Here is a 20,031-nt window from a genome sequence, read left to right on the forward strand (position 1 = left end):
AAAAGACACAACATTTTATGTTTTTCTATAATTATCTCATAACCGGCGAATATGGAGGGGATTTGCGCGGGTTATGCGGTAATTGATGCCTCTGGCGATATGAGCCCATTATCTACCCAGGTCACCATTGCGAGACTACAGCTTGCGGGTGTGACCCCAATTACCACCACGGCCGTCATCAGCGAAATCCTAAAAAGTTGGGGACATCAAAATGCATTGACCTATGCTCAAGCGCTATCAGCCGTCATGCCCAACTATCAAACGCTAATCGAAAGCTATAACAAGGCAAGATAGCAGACCTCCTTTTTCTAAAAAACCGGTTTTCCAGTTTTAGCAAGAGCCGTTTACCCCTATACGTTAAATGCCACTGACAATGTTCAAGTATTTACGCAAAAGAGAGGAAGGGTATCGCGGTGGAGATTTGCCAGTTGCATAGCAGATAAACAAAAACCAATCAGCTCACCTTCTGATTATTGGTTTTTAACCAAAAGTAAATAAAACAACTAGATTAGACATCCAAAATTTAAATCTATGGTAATCAATAACTATCTCCATTCACTTATTGATAAAATACTGGGCAAACCAGCATTTATCTTATTGTTGTGGACCCTAGTAGCACCATTGCTGGTATTAGGACAACAGAAATCCATCACGGGTACCGTGACGGATGCCACGACCAACCAACCTATCCAAGGTGTAGCGGTACAGCTGCAAAATAGCTCCTCAGGTACAAGTACAAAGGCCGATGGAACCTTCTCGCTCCAAGTGCCCGCGAACGCTGTATTGCAAATTTCGTCTGTGGGGTATACATCACAGACCATTACAGTTGGAAACAAAAACGAATTTCGAATTCAACTGACGTCAACCAACGAGTCTTTAGAAGAGGTTGTCGTGGTGGGATACGGTACTATGCGGAAAAAGGACCTTACCGGCTCCATCATTCAAATCCGCCCAGACCGAATCGCAAATGAAAACCCGCGTACCGTACAGGATATCTTGCGGGGTACACCAGGCTTGAACGTAGGCTTCAGCTCGTCGGCAAAGGGAGGCGGCTCGCTGCAAATCCGCGGACAGCGCTCAGTATATACTGATGGAAATCACAATAGCCCACTGATCGTGATGGATGGCATGTTTTTCTATGGCGAGCTATCCGAGATCAATCCTGACGATATCGAACAGATAGATGTACTAAAAGATGCATCGGCAGCTGCTGTCTATGGCTCGAAAGCGGCCAATGGCGTCATCATTATCTCAACCAAGAAGGGTAAAGTGGGCAAACCGGTCATCAACGTGACGGCAAATTTTGGAGCTACTGGCCCCAGTGATTTTCGCAAAAGATGGGACAAGGATGCCTATATGCAACATCGCCAGGATTGGTTTACCAAGAGTACCTATGGCGTGAATCAAGAGACGGGTGCATATGAAGCGTATCAAACGGGTCTGCATAGTCAGCAACCTGGATTTTTTATGCGACCAGATCAATTGCCCGCTAACATTTCTCTCGACAGCTGGCGCGCGTACAGCGCCAATAGTGCCAACGAATCAGATCTGAGCATCTGGGCACGACGACTGGGATTCACCGGGAATGCTCTACAAAATTTTGTCAATGGAAAAACTGTTGATTGGACAGACAAAACCTTTAGAACAGGCTTTGACCAAGACTATAATGCCAGTATAAGTGGTGCGAGCGATCGGACGAATTACTACCTCTCGATGGGCTATCTGAAGAACCAAGGCGCGGTGGTGAGCGACAATTACCGGGCAGTGCGTGCCAACATGAAAGTGAATTCGAAGGTAACTGACTGGTTTGAAATCGGTGCCAACGTCAACTTCCAGGATCGCTCCGATGGCAATGTAGACATCGATATGGATCAAATGATGCGCAACAGCCCCTACGCCGACTATGCGGACGAAATGGGCAACCCGCTGCAATTCCCATTGAATGATGAATTCAGCCAACGCGGATACAACTACGATTTCCAACGGAAGTATTTGGAACTGGACAAGGGATTCACGGTGTTCAACACGATATTGCAGGCTAAGCTTAAACTGCCTTTCAATATCACGTACTCCTTCAATGCATCACCGCGCTATCAGTTCTTCTACGACCGCTATTTTATGTCTGCAAATCTACCCGGATCTGACCCGAAAGTACGTGGTGCTAACCGGGAGTCGGCCAAACGCTTTGATTGGTCTTTGAACAATACCATCACTTGGGAACACACCTTTGCCGAGAAGCACCGCCTGAATGTGACCCTTGTCCAAGAAGCGGAACAGCTGCGATCCTGGCAAGAACGGATCGAGGCACGCAATATTTTGCCCTCCGATGTACTGGGATACCACAACGTAGGAATGGGAAATAAAGAAGAAAGTAATTATTCCAGTAGCGATACACATGAAACAGCGGATGCGCTAATGGCCCGCTTGTTTTACAATTACGATGATCGCTATATGGTGACGGGGACCATCCGACGGGATGGATACTCGGCCTTCGGCTCGACTGATCCGTACGGCATATTTCCGTCCCTGGGCGGCGCGTGGACATTTACCAACGAAAAATTCTTCAAATGGAAAGACATCATGAGCTCCGGTAAACTGCGGGTCTCTTATGGTAAAAATGGTAATCGATCACTGGGTTCGCCCTATTTGGCATTAGCCAACCTTTCTAGGGGTGGTGGAAAGATGCAAGGCTATCTTAACGCCACAGGCCAGCTGCAACTGTACCGTTACCTGATGATGGACCGATTGGCAAGTCCTAATCTGGAGTGGGAAAAGACAGCTGCATGGAACGTGGGATTGGATTTTGGATTTCTGAACGACCGCATATCAGGTACCATTGAATATTACAATATGCAGACCCACGACATGATCATGGATCAACGTATAGCCGGCTTCTCAGGTTTTAAAAGTATTACAACCAATCTCGGTCTGGTAGAAAATAAGGGTATCGAAGTTGCATTGAATACCCAAAATTTTGACCGTGAAAATTTCCGCTGGTCCACGACATTTGGATTTTCCTACAATAAGAATCGGATTAAACACCTGTACTATGATTATGAAAACGTGCTCGATGCAGCGGGTAACATAACGGGACAAAAAGAGAAAGACGACACTACAAACAAATGGTTTATTGGGCAATCCATCAATACTATCTGGGATTACCAGGTGACGGGCATATGGCAAACACATGAAATTGACGAAGCGGACCAATACGGCCAAGAACCGGGCGACCCTAAGGTAACCAATCATTATACAGGTGATGATGTCGTGAATGCGGACGGCTCGGTCACACATGTCTATAATAATCAGGATAAAGTATTTCTCGGAGAGAGCGTCGCGCCTTACCATTGGTCTTTGCGTAACGAATTTGTGCTTTGGAAAGACTTGAGCGTATCCTTCCAAATCTATTCGTACATGGGACACAAAAGCTTGTCGGGTAATTACCTCAACAACGACGATGATGGAGGACGTGTGCAATATGCACTGGCCAACTTGCCACAAAAAGAATACTGGACCCCGGATAACCCCACAAATAAATTTGGTCGGATAGAAGCTAAGGGACCACAAGGTGCAAATGGCGCCCAAAAATTGTATAACCGGTCCTTCATCCGATTGGATAATATCTCCGCCGGATATACACTACCGCAGCGATGGACATCCATGTACAATATAAACCGGGTCAAGGTATTTGGCGCCGTGCGGAATACCGCGACTTGGGCACAGGAATGGATCTACGGGGACCCAGAGACTGGATCGTGGGCTTCACGGACATTTACCCTAGGATTGAATTTAACTTTTTAGACGACTAAGAACCGACAAGATGAAGAATATAACACGACAACTAAACCGTACAGCATTTGCCTTGCTGATGGGTGCCACCTTATTGGGCAGCAGCTGTTCGCGGGATTTTTTAAATCCGGATCCCCTATCATTCTATGAGCCCGGGTCCACTTTCAACACCAAATCTGGATTGGAGGCAGCTATGGCGATCAACGATCGTCACCTCAAATTGTATTGGATGACCGATCATAATGAAATGCTCTCATTGGGTACAGAATATATCTTTTCCGAATTGATGGTGGCTTCGGCGACAGATAAGCGGACTATGCTTGCCGATGTGGCCAATATGCTGACGCCTACCAGCGATGACGGTACGGCTAACAATCTGGACAGGACCAACAGCCTGTGGTATTTTTGGGACGAAACCTACAACGGTATTCGAAATGCAAATACCATCCTCCACTATGTGGACCAGGTGCAGGGTCTGGACGAGGTGACCAAAAATAGATTTAAGGGACAGGCCTATTTCCATCGCTCATTTCGCTATTTGGCCTTAGTCTTTCAATATGGTGATGTCCCACTAGTCACCAAATTACTGGAAGTACCTAAGCAAAATTACCGCACGACCGAACGGGAGGCTATTCTAAAAATGATCACTCGTGATATGGAGCTTGCCGTAGAATGGGTTCCAAATCAAAGTGAAATAGGCCTGATCGGAATGGTGAATAAGGGAGCCTGTCGTATGTTGCTCGCAAAATGTTATCTAGCGACTGGCGAATATGAAAAAGCGAAGGAACAAACCGACATCTTGATCAATCAGTCTGGCTATGCACTGATGCAGAATACCTTCGGTACCTTTAACGACGGTGGTGAGCCGCAAACTTGGCCGATTACTAGAAATGTAATCTGGGATTTGCATCGCGCCGAGAATAAATTGATCTCGACAAATAAAGAAGTGATTATGGGGATGCCCAACAGGGGGTCGGATGCGGAATCTTTTGTCAAAATGCTGACGATGCGCGTCCTGTATCCCTTCGTTTTTGACAATAGGCTGCAGGCGAAAGATGGAAGGCAGGCCTTGCTCAATATCCGTCGTAATACGACAGACTACAATGCCAAATACGATTATATGCGGGCTTTCGGACGGGGAATAGCGACCTTTCGCCCCACTCGTTTTCATATGACCAACTTATGGCGTGTCAATGGGGTAATGGATGAAACCGACTTGCGCCATAGCTCTTCGACGGGCAACTGGATCCGTATGGAAGACTACAAGGTGAACAACAAGGCATCGACCGAATTTGGCAAACCGCTCGCGCTTTTCAATCCTGACAATGGAAACTTACTGTGCAGCGACACCATTCGCCGTTGGTTTGATGTACCGCATTACAAACTGTATATGGATGACCCCATCGCGGAAGCCAATATAGTGGGTTCTGACGGACATCGTGGTGCTACAAACGGAGGGAATGCAGACTGGTACCTCTACCGCCTGGCAGAAGCATACCTTTTAAGGGCGGAAGCAAAATTTTACATCAACCCTAGCGATCCTACGATTAAAGATGACCTGAATGCCATAAGGCAGCGCGCGCAATGTAGCCAGCTGTACCAAGGTGCTGTCACGATTGGAGATATCATGAACGAGCGGGCCCGCGAGCTGTATTGGGAAGAATGGCGCAATGTGGAATTGAAACGCGTATCGTTGTGCTTAGCCCGTAGTGGCAGACCTGATGAATGGGGAAATACCTACTCGTTGGCAACTTTTGACAAACAAACGGGTACAGACCCAGCTGGTGGAAGCTATTGGTACCAACGTATCGTACATTACAGCATGTACAACAAAGGGCCGGTCGAAATCAATGCTCCAGGGATCAGTAAACCCAACTACACAATGGATAAAAAGAATATGTACTGGCCTATCCCCAATGCTGCCATTACCTCTAACATAAACGGACAACTCAGTCAAAACTACGGCTATACGGGCTATAATGCTGCTACTCCAAAATGGGATAACTGGGAGGATGCTGTCGCTGATGAAAGCACATTTTAGAGAACAGGAACAGCTGGATGAAGCTTCCTAAAAATACCTATTCAAAAATAGCCGCTTGGGGACACCAAGCGGCTATTCTTTTATTGATGGGTCTCCTACCCATCTATTATGGAGCATTCAGCTTCTTACTTTTGCTTCTCTAAAAAGGCGACGAGGGCTGCAAATTCATCAATGGACAATGAATTGGCCAAGCCAGTAGGCATCATAGAGTTGGGCATCTCTTTTCGAGACGCAATATTACTTTTTTTGATGGTCGTGACCGATCCCGCAATATCTCTCATGACCACCTTGTCTGCCGTCTCTTGTGTGATAAAGCCCATATAGCTTTTCTTGTCTTTCGTTCCGATATATACGGTCGAAAAGCCTTGCGAAATGGACGCATTCGGTTTTAAGATAGACTCGGCAATCTGTTCGCGATTCATGATTGCACCAATCTGCCCCATAAAAGGTCCTTTCATTTCTTCACCTTTCTTGATGCTATGGCAAGCATAACATCCCTGCTTGGTAAAGAGTGCCTTTCCTTTGACGGGGTCGCCTTTGATTTTGGCGAGTGCTAACATGATATCCTCTATTGACGTCTTGCCGACTTGGCCTTTTTGATTGGTAATCTTGGCCAAATCCACTTTTTTCTCTTTCCCCTCATTTACGGGTGTTTCTTTTTTCACCACATCGAAAGCTGTAATTTCCATCCGGAACTTGGCATTCAAATCGGTAAAGAACTGCCTTTTGGCGGCTCCAGCTTTTGCGCTCTCGGCTTTCAGGAATTTTTCGATAACCGGGGAAGATTCCCACACAACGCCTTTATAATAGGGGCCATGCGAATCTGGACGGGTGCCCCACCACCATGAAGCATCATAGGCCGCCTCCTGCTTGTACAAACGAGCTAGAGTCACCAATATCTTATCTTTCATTTTTTGGTCCTTTGTCTTGGTATAGGCGGCAATAAGCCCATCAACAGCGCGAGTATCATGCATGTAGCGCATGGCCCACAGCGCGAGATCGGGATTTTCGGTCCCTAAAAACCCGACGCTTGCATTCACGGCGTTCAATCGAACCAAAGCTTTGACCGCCAAATGAGCTGGGATAATAGCCGAATTGGGTACATGATGCGGGCCTTCGACCCCTTTGGCAGGTGCCACAAAAGAAACTGGCACCTTGGTCTGCAACAGTGCATTGGCTGCTTCAACGCGACCTAAACGCCCCAAGCCTACCATAGAAACGGTCTGCACACGTACTGCGGGATCCTTTAATCCATCGATAAAGGGGTCGATAGGAACCTGATCCAGACTGCCCATTCGATCGGTCAAGGCGCGCAAGGCAAACTCGCGAAGCAGATCTTCTTTGGCGAGCTCGACCAACGCTGGTATCGCCTTTGCCCCCTCGACTTGCGCATAGGTGTAGAGGGCGGCTACGCGGACAGTCAAGTCCAAATTCTTGTCCTTGGCAATACTTAATGCAGCACTGGCGGCTTCTTCAACAGGTCTGGCCAAAAGCTCTTGTGATGCATAGAGCCTAGCGGTCGCACTGCCGGATTTCAATAATTTTGTTAGTTCGGAGATGGATGCTTTCTTGGTATTCGGGAATGCCTTATACTGCCAGCCTTTAGGGACAGCACGTACCACGTAGCCCTTATCTGGATTGCCTGAATAACCGGCGCCATCCCAAGCAGCCAAATACAACCTACCGGAACCATCTACATCCAAGTCGGTAATCTGAGGCAATTTGATAAACTCTTCTTCTTTCTGCAGAAAACTTGGTCCATCTGGAGTGACATGATGTAGATATAAGTAGCTACGTCCCCAATCGGCCATCATCGGCACCTTATTATACTTTGCAGGCCAGGTATCTTCATCCATATACAAAGATCCTGTACCAGATCCCCCTCCTAGCATGGCCAAGGCAGGGATGATCTCTTCTGTGAAATTTTGGAACAATAGTGGGTAGCCATATTCCCCAGATTGAATCTGATGGGAGAATCGGATATCCCAACCGCCACCGTCATTGGTATTGTCGCGAGTGAATATGTTCATATAGGGATCGATGGCTACGTCATAGATATTGCGCAAACCGTGGGTATAGACCTCCAGCTCTTTGCCATCCGGACGCACCCGCAGGATCCCCCCTCCTAGCATGGTCAATTTCTTACCATCCGTACCGGAGGCATTGTGAAACCCGAAATCGCCGACAGCAATGTAGATCCACCCATCAATCCCCATTCTAATGCCATTGGTAGCATGGTCTGTGCCTCGTTCTTGGATGTACTTGGTATTGCTCAACCCAACAACAAGTGGCTTGGCCGCGCCATCAGCAATGCCGTCTTGATTCTTATCCTCAAAAACGACCAAATCCATCCCCGTCGCTTTTCCGCTGGTAGCATCGAATGTGGTATGTAAGACAAAGACTTGATCGCCCAGGACGAAAATACCGCGAGGATTGTCCACACGCGCGAAATCGGTATGTGTATCCATTTTTCCATCATTGTCGGTATCGACAAATCGGCGAATAAACCCTTTGCCCATATCCTTGCCTAATGATCCGATCATATCTACACCAACATACACTTCGCCAGTGGGTGCTACCGCCAGACAGGCGGGACTCGGAGTAAGGTCAGGCCCGGTGAAGGACGTCATCAGGAGGTCTGCCGGAGCTCCAGGCAAGGTCTTTAGACTATCCTGAACGTGCAATACCGCCGTGGGGGAATAAAGTTTATTGTGTGTTGGTACATGATGTTGTGCTGGCTTTTCTATATTATTGGCAAATCCTAATAATACAGGAAAGAGAAACAATAGGTTGAGTGTCCTCTTCATACTATGGTGTTAAACTGATTAGATTTATCGATTGTACAGCAAATTACAACTATTAAGCTAAATTCTTACAACAATAGCAAGATTATTACGTATGCTGGGCGAGCATTTATTTTTAGAGATCTACTTGTGTTGAAAACAGGGCAACTCATCGCCAACAATCGACTTATTACACCGAAGGTTAAATAAAAAAGAGATCATACGTTGACGTATGATCTCTTTTACAAGGGATTTGCATGATTGGGTGATCATCTATAAGGACAATATCCAATTGACCATCTCATGTGCATCTTCCTTCTTTAAAGAGGGGTGTGCAGGCATGGCTACCTCGCCCCATACACCACTGCCGCCCTTGATGATTTTCTCGGACAATAGCGATACTGCATCTTTTTTGTCTTTATAGCGCTTGGCTACTTCCTTATAACTCGGGCCGACGGACTTTGCTTCTGCTGCGTGGCAGGCCTTACAGTCTGATGCGAGTATCAAAGCTTCACCCTTTGGGGTGTCGGTCCCTTCTTTATGTCCCAACGATCCATCAGCCTTGTCCATGTCTTTGTAATCGGTATCACCAGATGCCTTTTTTGCTGCTGTAGCCTTACGAGCACGTTGTGAAGCAAGTTCGCCGCCATTATAGTCAATCCGGGATAAAGCAGCATCGGGATTTTTACTGAACCAACCGCTACCATACTCTAATACATATAACTTGCCATCAGGTCCCAATTCCATATCAATCGGTGAGGCCCATTTGACATGTGGCATAAAAGGTTCCATTTTATCAAAATCACCATTAGGCAACATCGTCACCGCTTTGATCCATCCTCGGATCCAATCATAGATAAATAGCTTGCCATCATAGTAATCCGAGTAGCCGGTTTCCTTGGGCACCATATCCGAATGATATACAGGGCCGGTCATCGCATTGCGTCCACCCGAACCTACTTGTGGAAAGTCTGGGGAATCGCCATATGGATACCAAATAAAGGCCGGCTGTGCTGGCGGAAGGGTGCTAATACCGGTATTATTGCGAGAGCTGTTGATTGGCTTTTGGGCATCAAAAGCCTGCCCACTCTCCCCTGTCTGATAATTGTAGGGGTGGTAAGCATAATTGTTGCCAACGAAAAATGGCCATCCAAAAAAACCTGCCACACGGGCTTGATTCACCTCATCATAGCCTTTGGGGCCTCTGCCCAAACTATCTATATTGGCATCAGGGCCGACCTCTCCCCAATATAGAAAATCGGTCTTCTTGTCAATGGAGATACGATATGGATTTCGATTGCCCATGACATAGATCTCGGGCTTGGTATTCGCCTGACCCTTTGCAAATAAATTACCTTTTGGAATCGTATAAGAACCATCCTTATTCATTTTGATCCGCAATATTTTACCCCGTAAGTCATTCGTATTCCCAGCACTCCGAGCGGCGTCATACTGCTCATGTCCGGGACGATCGTCCCGAGGAGAGTAGCCATTGCTCACGAATTGCTGGCCTTTTTCGTCGAATGGTGTCGAATTGTCGCCTGTCGATACATACAGATTCCTGTCTTTACCAAAAGTGAGGGAACCACCTGTGTGGCAACAAATATTACGTTGGGAATAAAATTCAAGCACAATCTTCTCGGATGCGAGATTCAGCTTATTGTCGGTAAACTCAAACCGGGATAAGCGATTAACAGAGGTATCTTTAGGGCTATAAAAAGCATAGATGTAATGATTTTTCTCGAAATCAGGATCTAGGGTAAGCCCCATAAATCCTTCCTCTGCATTCACATTGGGTACTTCCGTTTTATGATAGACATCCAAAAGGCCTACCTGCTCTACTTTTTTTGTCGTTTGATTATATAACAACAACTCGCCGCGACGTTGTGCAACCAAAATATCCAGATTGGGCAGGATAGCCATTTCTGTGGGTTCAGAGAATTCGCCTACACCAAGCGACACTTTCGTAAATCTTTCTTCTTCAGGAACTCGTTTTGTTTTAGCTTTATTGTAGTCCAATTCGTAGTTGCTTCCAATGGCATATTCGATGCCACCCAATAGGTGTTTCAGAAATAGCGAATCGGTATAATCCTCTTCTTGGTGTCCTAATCCAGTATAAAAAGAACGGCCTCCGTCAAAATCATGGTACCAAGCCATAGGCGTTTCGGTCATTTGCTCGGGGTTGGCATAGACATTCTTATCGATAGTCATCAGGACACGGATAGGTTGGTACAATTTTTTAAAGACATACCATTCATCGGTATGTAACCAAGTATCCGGTAAGGGCTTTGTCGCAGGGTGCTTTTTGTCCACTATCGTCAATTCGCCTTCCTTGACCTCCGGATGGGTAGCAAAATATCCACCCACCAGTCGTCCATACCATCCCCAATCGTATTCGGCGTCGGCCGCCCCATGTATCCCGACAAAACCTCCTCCGGCTTGGATATAACGCTCAAAATCGGCTTCCTGATAATGATTCAACAAATCGCCCGTGGTATTGAGGAAAACGACCGCTGAGTAGTGCTTTAAGGAATCCTCGGTAATCCAATCTGCATTGGTCGTCGTATCTACATCAAAATTGTTTTCGAGTCCCAATTTCTGAAGAGCGGTATTCCCTTTTTCAATGGAACTGTGATGGAAACCTGCGGTTTTACTAAAAACCAAGACACGAGGTTTGCCTGATCGCTTTTTATTGCAAGAACTTAGAACCGATACCAAAATCAGTAAAAGAAAAAGCTTTGATAAAATTGCTTTATTCATAATTTTTATACTCTTATCGTTGTACTATTTAGGTTGTAATTTTGGATTTAAAGATGCCATTATAATTCCATCCAAACTAATTCTATTTTACCCAAAATGTATATTCTCTTGATAGCTCATTTTTAGGACAAGGAGATATGGAAATCGTAAGCAGAACCGTCGTGACGAAAGCATAAAAAACACGGCCTAAAACTTGTAACAGCTTCGTTATACAGCACAACGCTTCCTTTAGGAGAATATACGACTACTTATTGCATCCTTACTGGCGTATATGAATCGAGTGTGTAGAGGCTTTTGGAAAACATGGGATAGGTAGCCTGTGGTCGAGTGTGTGCTGGATATGAGTGGAATGGATAATGCAGCCAAACATGCCTGTCACAGGTGCTGTTGCTCCTTATACCAATCAATGGCATGCTGTTCCTCCGTCTTGATAAACTCGTTCTTCGAGGCGTTGTATTCGTTTCCGTCGCTCCATTCCTGCCTGCTCAATTGCGCCTTCAATGCCTGATACTGCGCTGTAACGACCGGATGCACGCGAAGGTAGTCCCTAAAGGCAATATGCCTGATCCAATGTTCGGAATTGTAGGGTAGGATGTGTATGTGTGCTAAGCGATGATTGTGTTCCTCGGTACTTTTTGGAATCTGGACTTCTTCCGAAATGATAGGTGCTATCGAAAGATGCTCCGGTGATACACGATGCTTTACAAAAAATCGTCTGTAGGGCATCATGCTGTTGTATATCGGATAATAGACGTAGCCATTATTGACAAGGGGAACGATTATCTTCTCCAATGCCTCTTCATCTCGCACTCCGATCAATATATCGATGATAGGTTTGGCGGATAGGCCTTCGACAGCTGTACTACCGATGTGTTCGATGACTGGATCCACTGCCCCTATCGTATCCAAGAGCGCAATCTTTATTGCTTCAAAATCCGTTGACCAGCTCGGATTATAATCTTCAAATTTGAGTTTCATCTCTTTGACTGCTATTGCTATTCATCTCTAAACTTATATAAACCCTAGCCCCGAATATAGAAAATAAAAAGACCTCCGCGCAACCGAAAACAAAAAAAACGCAATCATGCCCTACCACAGCATCTAATATCATCTTGGATATCATCTCCGAAATCCTATCCTTATCGATCTTAATGAACAGAATTTGGATAGTTAAATTCTAATAGGGACTATTGGCCTATCGCCTCTGATTTTCATCTGCAAAAACACTGGGATTAAACGATATCGTTAAATGATTATACCACCCTTTCAACCAAGCGTTTACTCCTAGAAATATCCTAGTCAAAATTTTGCTATTTATCATGAGTTTAGTACATTTGTATGAATGTATATACATATAAATGTAAACCCAAACACTATGATTAAATTAAAACATGCATTAAGCTGTGCAATAGCCCTATCGCTATTGTCATGCGCTAGTAACAAAAGTACAATCGACAAGCAGCTAGCTGATCGAATAAGTAAAGACGATCGTCTTCAAAAAATAGAAAAAATGGCTGAGGACTTGGTTTCCACTGGACTGACTGCCGGGGACGGCTATGGTGAAGTATGGATACGTGATTTAAATTCATTTATTGAATTAGCGACCAAGGTTAATGGTAAAAAAGCTACTTCCGATGCACTGGTAATGTTCTTTAACTTTCAGGGGAAAGATGGAAACATCCCTGATGGATACATACCCAAAGATAAGGCGAACATTGGATACAAATATCAAAATTCGGAATTGGCTCCCACGCTACTGGCTCACAAAAACACGGTAGAAACAGACCAAGAATCATCATTGATACAAGCGATAAGTCGCTACGTCAAGTATACTGGAGAGAGAGAATTGCTAGACCGAGTTGTCGATGGAAAAACGGTTATGAATCGCATGCATGACGCACTACAATATTTACTTGACCACCGCTATAATAAACAATATGGTCTACTTTGGGGAGCTACCACTGTAGATTGGGGAGATGTACAACCTGAACATCCATGGGGAGTCGAATTAGACAGCTCGTCCCACCCTGCAATTGACATATACGACAATGCAATGTTTGTAATCGCCATCAACGACTACCTCTCCCTTTTGGATGAAAGTGATAAAACAGCGTACTGGACGACAATAAAGGAAGATATTACAAAAAACACAAAGAAACACTTATGGGACGTGCAACGAAAAAAATATAAACCGCATGTCTATCTGGATAAGGGATCTCCATTTCCGGCAAGCCTAGATGAAGATGCAATCTACTATCATGGTGGAACATTTACAGCCATAGAGGCGGGCTTTTTGACAAAAGAAGAGATAAAAGAAGCTTATGCAACTATGCAAGAAAATGTCAAAAAATCAGGTGCTCCATCAATAGGGCTCACGGTATACCCTCCATATCCGAATGGAACATTCCTCAACAAAGGTCTGGGAGAATATAGTTACCAAAATGGTGGGGACTGGACGTGGTTCGGAGCTCGAATGGTACAACAATTGATCAAAAACGAAATGTATCAAGAGGCATATGAATCGCTGGAGCCGATGATGGATTTAGTCTTAAAACATAATGGATTCTATGAGTGGTGGAAAATAGATGGGGAACCTGCAGGATCTGGCATGTTTAGGGGGGCAGCGGGGGTCCTATGGAAGAGCGTCAAAATGTTTGAACAGCAAATCAAAGACGATAAAAAATAAAAGGCCACAATCTCTTGACATGTAAATGGACAAGCAGCACAGATATACATCGACGCTGCTTGTCTTCATAAGGTCGACATCATCACCTCGTAACGAAAATTCCCCTCTTCCAAAGCATCGACTTGACAAGTGGTTAGTCCAAAAAACAAGGACAAATCCTTGTAAGGAACAACACGGGGGCTGCCCCTTTGCCTTTGAAGTATAGGCACAAAAAAATAGAGACCGAATTTCTCCTGTCTCTATTTCAAATCAAAAGCACCAATTACTTATCTTGCCAATTGATAGCAGTACCCTTTGCCGTATATTTCCCAGTGCGATCAAGAATGGAGTTTCCGAGATTCACGTCTAGGGGCCAATGCGCAACCAGACCTTCACTCCCTAACTCAACCCCATTTTCGAAATCTCCTTGAACTTGCATAGGCGACCTAACCACATTCCAAATACTAACATCAATAATATTGCCCAACATAAATCGGGAGGGATAACCGGGATTAACACCACTCTGAACGAAGAAATTAGAAGCTACGGCCAGGGGGTTACCATTACCCTTCAGATTCAGGACGATATCTCCATCCAAATAGGCTACCAAATCCTTGCCACTGTAGGTTAAGGACAAATGATACCACTTATCAAGCTGAAGAGGAGCACTATCTAATCCTCCTCCCAACCAACCTCCGTTGTTTATATACGCTTCAATTTTCCCGTCTTTGGTATATCTTAGGATAACCGCTTCAGCTCCATCCAAACCGACCACAAAGATATTACCCAGAGCGTCTGAACCAAAGCTACTAAAGCGCACCCTACAAGAAATACTAAACTGTCCCGTAATGTTAAAATCACCAAAGGTTCCATAACGGAAATAGGCTCCCTTACCATATAACGGTACACCGCTTTTGACAACATTGGTATGGAATGTTTCAATAGCCTTGGCCAATATCTCTTCTGCATTGACAATAGCCTCTTCACGAACAGCAGTGGTCAAGATCATCCGAGCCCAGTCAACTCTGTCTTTCAGAATCTGTTTTGCTCCTGGCGCAAAATCCCCTTCCTCGACACCTTCCTCTGAAGTTGACAAGATCAACTCCGCATCAACGATACGCTCCTCCAAGCGTGTGCCATCTACTATACCTTCTTTATCTTTGGAACAAGATAATAGTGTCAAAACGAAAAACATCAACACATATCTAGACATCGTTCTATTCAAAAAAATCGTTTTCATATATTCAGTTTGTAAAAATAAAAAACTAATATCCAGGGTTTTGACCCAACGTGCTTGGATCGGGCATTCCATCAAACTGCTCTTGTGGAATAGGACGGTACTGGTGAAAATCCTTGATAAAGGCCGAAGCGTCTGGATTGGCCATCTTAACTCGCTCAAGCAATTTACCTGTACGACGGAGGTCAAACCAACGCTGAAACTCTCCTGTGAGCTCTCTACCACGTTCATCCAATAAAAAATCAATATCCATATTTGCAGCTTGTACCTTCATTCTGTCTTCAAAACCTGGTTTTACTATTCGCCTACGCAAAAAATTGATATCATCCGCTGCTGCCTGGCGATCTGGAGCTGCCTTGCGCATATTTGCTTCGGCACGGATTAAATAAAGCTCAGCAAGTCTGATAACGGGATAATTTCGACTGGAGAGTGTCGACATTGAACTTGGTCGAGTATGATCGTCAAACTTACTGACCCCCACAAAAGTAAACCGATCTTTAGGGACGCCCCTCTCGTCGTATTGATCCGAAATATCAAATGCCGTATACCTTTTTTTGGTATATTCTCGTTGTTCTGGCGTAAAAACCCCATTATACAGGAACAAGGCTGTATCGCTGTACATTGTTTTCATCAATGGAAATTCAGAAGTATTGTCATTGGGATCATTATAGTACCAAACCCACTGATGCCCTTGCTCCCACCTCAAATCAGCCTCCTTGTCAAAAAGATCAAGATAGAACTTGCTGGGTAACATCCGACATCCACCATAGCCCGTCCACCCCAACTCAGTCTGTACTCCGGCGAATCTATCAATAAACATTTGACTGGCCTGCCACCAAACACCACTGCCACCACCAAAAGCTTCATCAGATGAAAATTCGGAAGTCCAGATAAACTCCGAATTGGTTTTGGAAGCATCCCAAAGATCTTTCCAATTCGGAGATAATACGTACCCCCCATTCAAAATAACATCGGATGATGCATCGATAGCCTTTTGCCAATCCTCTGCATATAGGTACATTCGAGCTAGAAATGATTTAATCACCCAATAATCGACACGCCCTCGCTCCACGGCCTTGTCTACCGAGACCAATGTAAGGGCGGTTTCCAAATTGCCTATTATGCGTTCATAAAATGCCTGTCTATCGGAACGCCTTGCTGCCAAACCCTCCTCTACCGCGGTAGTCTGCGGAAGATATGCTCCACCCCATGTCTCGGTAATAATCCACAAAAACATGGCTTGTAAGGTCAACACTTCGGCCTTGCGGTATTTTTTTGTAGCCTCGTTCTCATACGGGACATTGTCTATTGTCTCTAAAAACAAATTGCTATTCCAAACCGCTTTATAACAATGGTTCCATAACCAGGCTAAATTTCCTTCATAGCCATCCAGACCCTTATAATCTGTTAATTCAATTGCTCCATTATTATTGCCCCGTAACCAAATATCAGTACCGCTCTCTGACAAAATACCGAAAGTAAACCCGCCCCCATATAAATTGTTTATTTTTGAATACAATAGATGTACTAGGGCATCACTCCCCTCCTCGGTATCGAATACTCCTACCGTAGCTCCGTAGGACTCTTCTTCCAAATAACTGCATCGAACCAATCCTATGACAAGAACTGCTATCAGACAGATTTTTATTAGTATGCTTTTCATAAAAAACTATTTAAAATTGAATATTTGCTCCGACCAAAAAGACGCGTTCGCCAAAAGAGATGCCACGCTGACGGCTAAATTGCATGTATCGATAGGGATCATTAGACGTTAAATAAAATCGTGCACGTTTGACAAACTTACCCATAGCTTGAGTCCCAAGCGTATACCCTACGGTAACATTGCGCAGGGTCACAAAATCATTGTCCTTGTAACCAATCGCATTTATATAGCGAGCACCTTGGCCCGCAATTGGACGAGGATGTAGATTTTCGGGATTCTCCGGTGTCCAATAGTCCACTTTCACCGTATTCCAACGCCCCATCTGATTGGCCCAGGTCGACGTACTAAGGTTGTCAAAAACCATGGCTCCAAACTCTCCATATAAATCCATTGCGATATCGAACCCCTTCCAATGGCCAGTGAGTTGTACTGAACCAGACCATTCGGGACGATCCGTACCTAAAATAACTCGGTCTTCGCCATCGATGACACCGTTGCCATCCCTATCTCGAACACGAATCTCACCGGGACGTTGCCCATAAAGCTCCGCAACGCCAGCCTCACTCTCTTGCCAGATTCCTAAGTATTCTAAATCATAGTGTACACCATTGATCGGATAACCTATCCACCACCTATTTTGAATATCCGCCACCAACTTAGGGTCGTAAAGCTCGACAAGCTTTTCTTTATTCCGATAAGCGGTAAAATTCAGTCCTAATTCATAGTCGTCCTTCTGAAGTGGCTTGGTATTCAGGGTCAATTCGAATCCCTGATTCTGTGTCTTGCCAATATTTTCCCATGCATAATTAAATCCACTCGTATAGGGGAGTTTGCGTTGGTTCAATAAATTGTCCGTCTTGGACATATAATAATCAAATACCCCTGAAATACGTCCTTTTAGGAAGGCATAATCCAAACCTATGTTCAACATTCGGTTCCTTTCCCATTTGAGACCAGGAGTAGGCCTAACACTGGCCTCCAATCCGACATAATGCACCTCACCAGTAGGATTGTAAAAGGTAGCATAGCTGCTGTGAAGACTTCCTAAGGTAGCATAAGGCGCAATGGAGTGATTGCCCGTGGTTCCATAACTGACCCGGAGCTTCAGGTTGTCGACAAAAGAGAGCTCTTTGAATAATTCTTCGTCGGATATTCGCCATCCAAGAGCATAGGAATCGAACAGTTGCCACTTATTTTCGTCCGATAGTTGGGACGCCCCGTCCTGTCTAACAGATACTGTAGCAAGATAACGACCCAAGAAGCTATATTGAGCTCGTCCTACATATGACAGCATCTGAGATCGACTAAACCCGGAAGAAAGCGTTTTACTATCCATAAGCCGTCCCATATTATGCCAAAGGTAAAGCGGAAGCTCTTGGTCTTTGCCTGACATCAAAGCACTATTGCGCGTATTATTTTGCAATTCGAATACTGCTGTCAAGTCAAGTTCGTGCTTATCTGAAAAGCTTCGCTTATAGTTTAGAATATTGTTCCAGACAAGCCCCATCTGCCTACGATTTTCATTCCCAGCTACATTGCGGACATCGTGATAACCCGTAGACCTATTATCATAGTAGTAGCCTCTAGCAGAAAATGTCGGATTATATGAAAAGTTGGTTTTAAACGTCAACCCCTCTGCTATATTGACGTTTGCGTAAAAACGGAGAAATGCTTTCCATTCTTCTGATTTGTCGAGATAGAAATCATCATTCTCATTTAGAAAGGGATTTTTAACAAAAGGATCTCCTGTAGGGGTAATATTCAACATACCGTCCTCTCCATAAATAGGCACCAGAGGAGACATGTTTATCAGACCGCCTAGGGGATCTGGCTTGTTGTATCCCTTATAGTAGAATAACCTGGTAGAAAGACCAATTTTCAATTTATCAAAAACCTGATGATCAACATCCGCTGTCAATGTAAAATTGTCACGATTGGTACCTTTCAGTCTACCATTGTCATTTTTGTAATTAAATGAAATTTTGTGTTGCGTTTTTTCTTTTCCAGCAGATAAAGTAAGGGTTTGACTGGTCCAGAACCTATTCTTTCCTAAATATCGACCGACCCAGTCCTCGTCAACAGTTCCCATATTGGCTATCTCATTGCCTAAAAAAATCTTACTGTCGTCGGCTTCGGTCTTCCAAGTTCCAGCCGCACGGTAAGCTTCACGCAAGAAACGAGTATATTCATCGGCGTTCATGACCTCAAAATTTCTCCAATCTGTAACAGCAAATCCAGCAAATGCATCATAATAAATATCTGTGGCTCCAACTTTCCCTTTTTTGGTATTGACAACTATGACACCATTAGCGCCTTGAGATCCATACAGCGCCGTAGAGGACGCATCTTTGAGGATCTCCATTGACTCGATATCATTAAGATCGATAGTCTGTATTCCCTCGTAATATGGTATACCATCAAGGATAATCAAGGGTTCATTAGAAGCATGAACAGAACGGTTGCCTCGGATGCGTATCTGTCCATTACTCACCCTCACCCCCGGAACGGAAACTAAGGCCGACCGAAGATCATTGGCAGGAATGCGAGTAATCTGCTCTTTTGAAAGCGACGATACCGCCCCTGTCATATCCTTCTTTTTCAAACTGACATAGCCAATGGCCGTTACCTCTTCCAAACCGACCACATCATCCTCAAGCAAAATTTGAATTTTACCTTGCCCTTTCACCATGAGCTCTTTTGGCTTTTTTCCAGAAAAACTAACCGATAGCACTGCATCATCAGCGATATCATTTAATAAAAATTCTCCATTTGCATCTGTCGCAACCCTAATTTGAGTCCCTTTGACGTGAACAGTAGCCCCTTGAAGGGGACGCTGCTGACTATCAACGACCTTACCGCTGACTGATACTCGGGGGAATAAGGTGAATTTCGAGGTGCGCGTTTCCACACTTAACGTGCGCATGTGGGCGTGAACTTCGCTACTTTGTAGTAAAGTCCCCACAATCGTCGTCATTAGCACCTGTCGACCGTAATGACCATTCAATAGGGCACAAAGTTTTCGTTTCCATAGCTTTTTTTCCGTGTTCATAATATCATTAGTTATTTAGATTTTATATATACATACAGATGCAT

Annotated in this window: 10 protein-coding genes; 4 read left to right on the top strand and 6 right to left on the bottom strand. The window is 44.7% G+C overall.

Annotated features, from left to right (window positions below; translation table 11 throughout):
* Positions 1 to 51: 51 nt before the first annotated feature.
* From OQ289_RS15040 to OQ289_RS15050, 3 genes are all read left to right on the top strand, one after another.
* Complete coding sequence (locus OQ289_RS15040) at positions 52 to 294, top strand: hypothetical protein (RefSeq protein ID WP_270087675.1); 243 nt, start codon at positions 52 to 54, stop codon at positions 292 to 294.
* Between the two features lie 237 nt (positions 295 to 531).
* Complete coding sequence (locus OQ289_RS15045) at positions 532 to 3,801, top strand: SusC/RagA family TonB-linked outer membrane protein (RefSeq protein ID WP_270087676.1); 3,270 nt, start codon at positions 532 to 534, stop codon at positions 3,799 to 3,801.
* Positions 3,802 to 3,820: 19 nt separating this feature from the next.
* Positions 3,821 to 5,830: a RagB/SusD family nutrient uptake outer membrane protein gene (locus tag OQ289_RS15050; RefSeq protein ID WP_270087677.1), complete on the top strand. Its 2,010-nt coding sequence runs from the start codon at positions 3,821 to 3,823 to the stop codon at positions 5,828 to 5,830.
* A gap of 125 nt (positions 5,831 to 5,955) precedes the next feature.
* On the opposite strand, the gene OQ289_RS15055 is transcribed toward OQ289_RS15050, so the two are convergent.
* The 3 genes from OQ289_RS15055 to OQ289_RS15065 all read right to left on the bottom strand — a co-directional run bounded on the left by OQ289_RS15055 (position 5,956) and on the right by OQ289_RS15065 (position 12,351).
* Positions 5,956 to 8,637, bottom strand: a complete 2,682-nt coding sequence (locus tag OQ289_RS15055) for a DUF7133 domain-containing protein (RefSeq protein ID WP_270087678.1) — start codon at positions 8,635 to 8,637, stop codon at positions 5,956 to 5,958.
* A gap of 249 nt (positions 8,638 to 8,886) precedes the next feature.
* The gene (locus OQ289_RS15060) at positions 8,887 to 11,373 is read right to left on the bottom strand and encodes a ThuA domain-containing protein (RefSeq protein ID WP_270087679.1); all 2,487 of its coding nucleotides are present in this window, start codon (positions 11,371 to 11,373) and stop codon (positions 8,887 to 8,889) included.
* Between the two features lie 375 nt (positions 11,374 to 11,748).
* Positions 11,749 to 12,351, bottom strand: coding sequence for a GrpB family protein (locus OQ289_RS15065; RefSeq protein WP_270087680.1), 603 nt, complete (start codon positions 12,349 to 12,351; stop codon positions 11,749 to 11,751).
* A gap of 397 nt (positions 12,352 to 12,748) precedes the next feature.
* Between OQ289_RS15065 and OQ289_RS15070 the strand changes: the two genes are divergently transcribed.
* A complete protein-coding gene (locus OQ289_RS15070; protein WP_270087681.1) occupies positions 12,749 to 14,059 on the top strand; it encodes a hypothetical protein in 1,311 nt (436 codons plus the stop codon).
* A gap of 262 nt (positions 14,060 to 14,321) precedes the next feature.
* Here OQ289_RS15070 and OQ289_RS15075 read toward each other — a convergent pair whose 3' ends face one another.
* Genes OQ289_RS15075 through OQ289_RS15085 form a run of 3 tightly spaced genes read right to left on the bottom strand, consistent with a single transcriptional unit; the run spans position 14,322 to position 19,987 of the window.
* Complete coding sequence (locus OQ289_RS15075) at positions 14,322 to 15,278, bottom strand: LamG domain-containing protein (protein ID WP_270087682.1); 957 nt, start codon at positions 15,276 to 15,278, stop codon at positions 14,322 to 14,324.
* Positions 15,279 to 15,303: 25 nt separating this feature from the next.
* A complete protein-coding gene (locus OQ289_RS15080) occupies positions 15,304 to 16,938 on the bottom strand; it encodes a RagB/SusD family nutrient uptake outer membrane protein (RefSeq protein WP_270087683.1) in 1,635 nt (544 codons plus the stop codon).
* Between the two features lie 10 nt (positions 16,939 to 16,948).
* Complete coding sequence (locus OQ289_RS15085) at positions 16,949 to 19,987, bottom strand: SusC/RagA family TonB-linked outer membrane protein (RefSeq protein WP_270087684.1); 3,039 nt, start codon at positions 19,985 to 19,987, stop codon at positions 16,949 to 16,951.
* Between the last annotated feature and the right edge of the window lie 44 nt (positions 19,988 to 20,031).

It is taken from the genome of Sphingobacterium sp. SYP-B4668 (assembly GCF_027627455.1).
GTDB lineage: Bacteria > Bacteroidota > Bacteroidia > Sphingobacteriales > Sphingobacteriaceae > Sphingobacterium.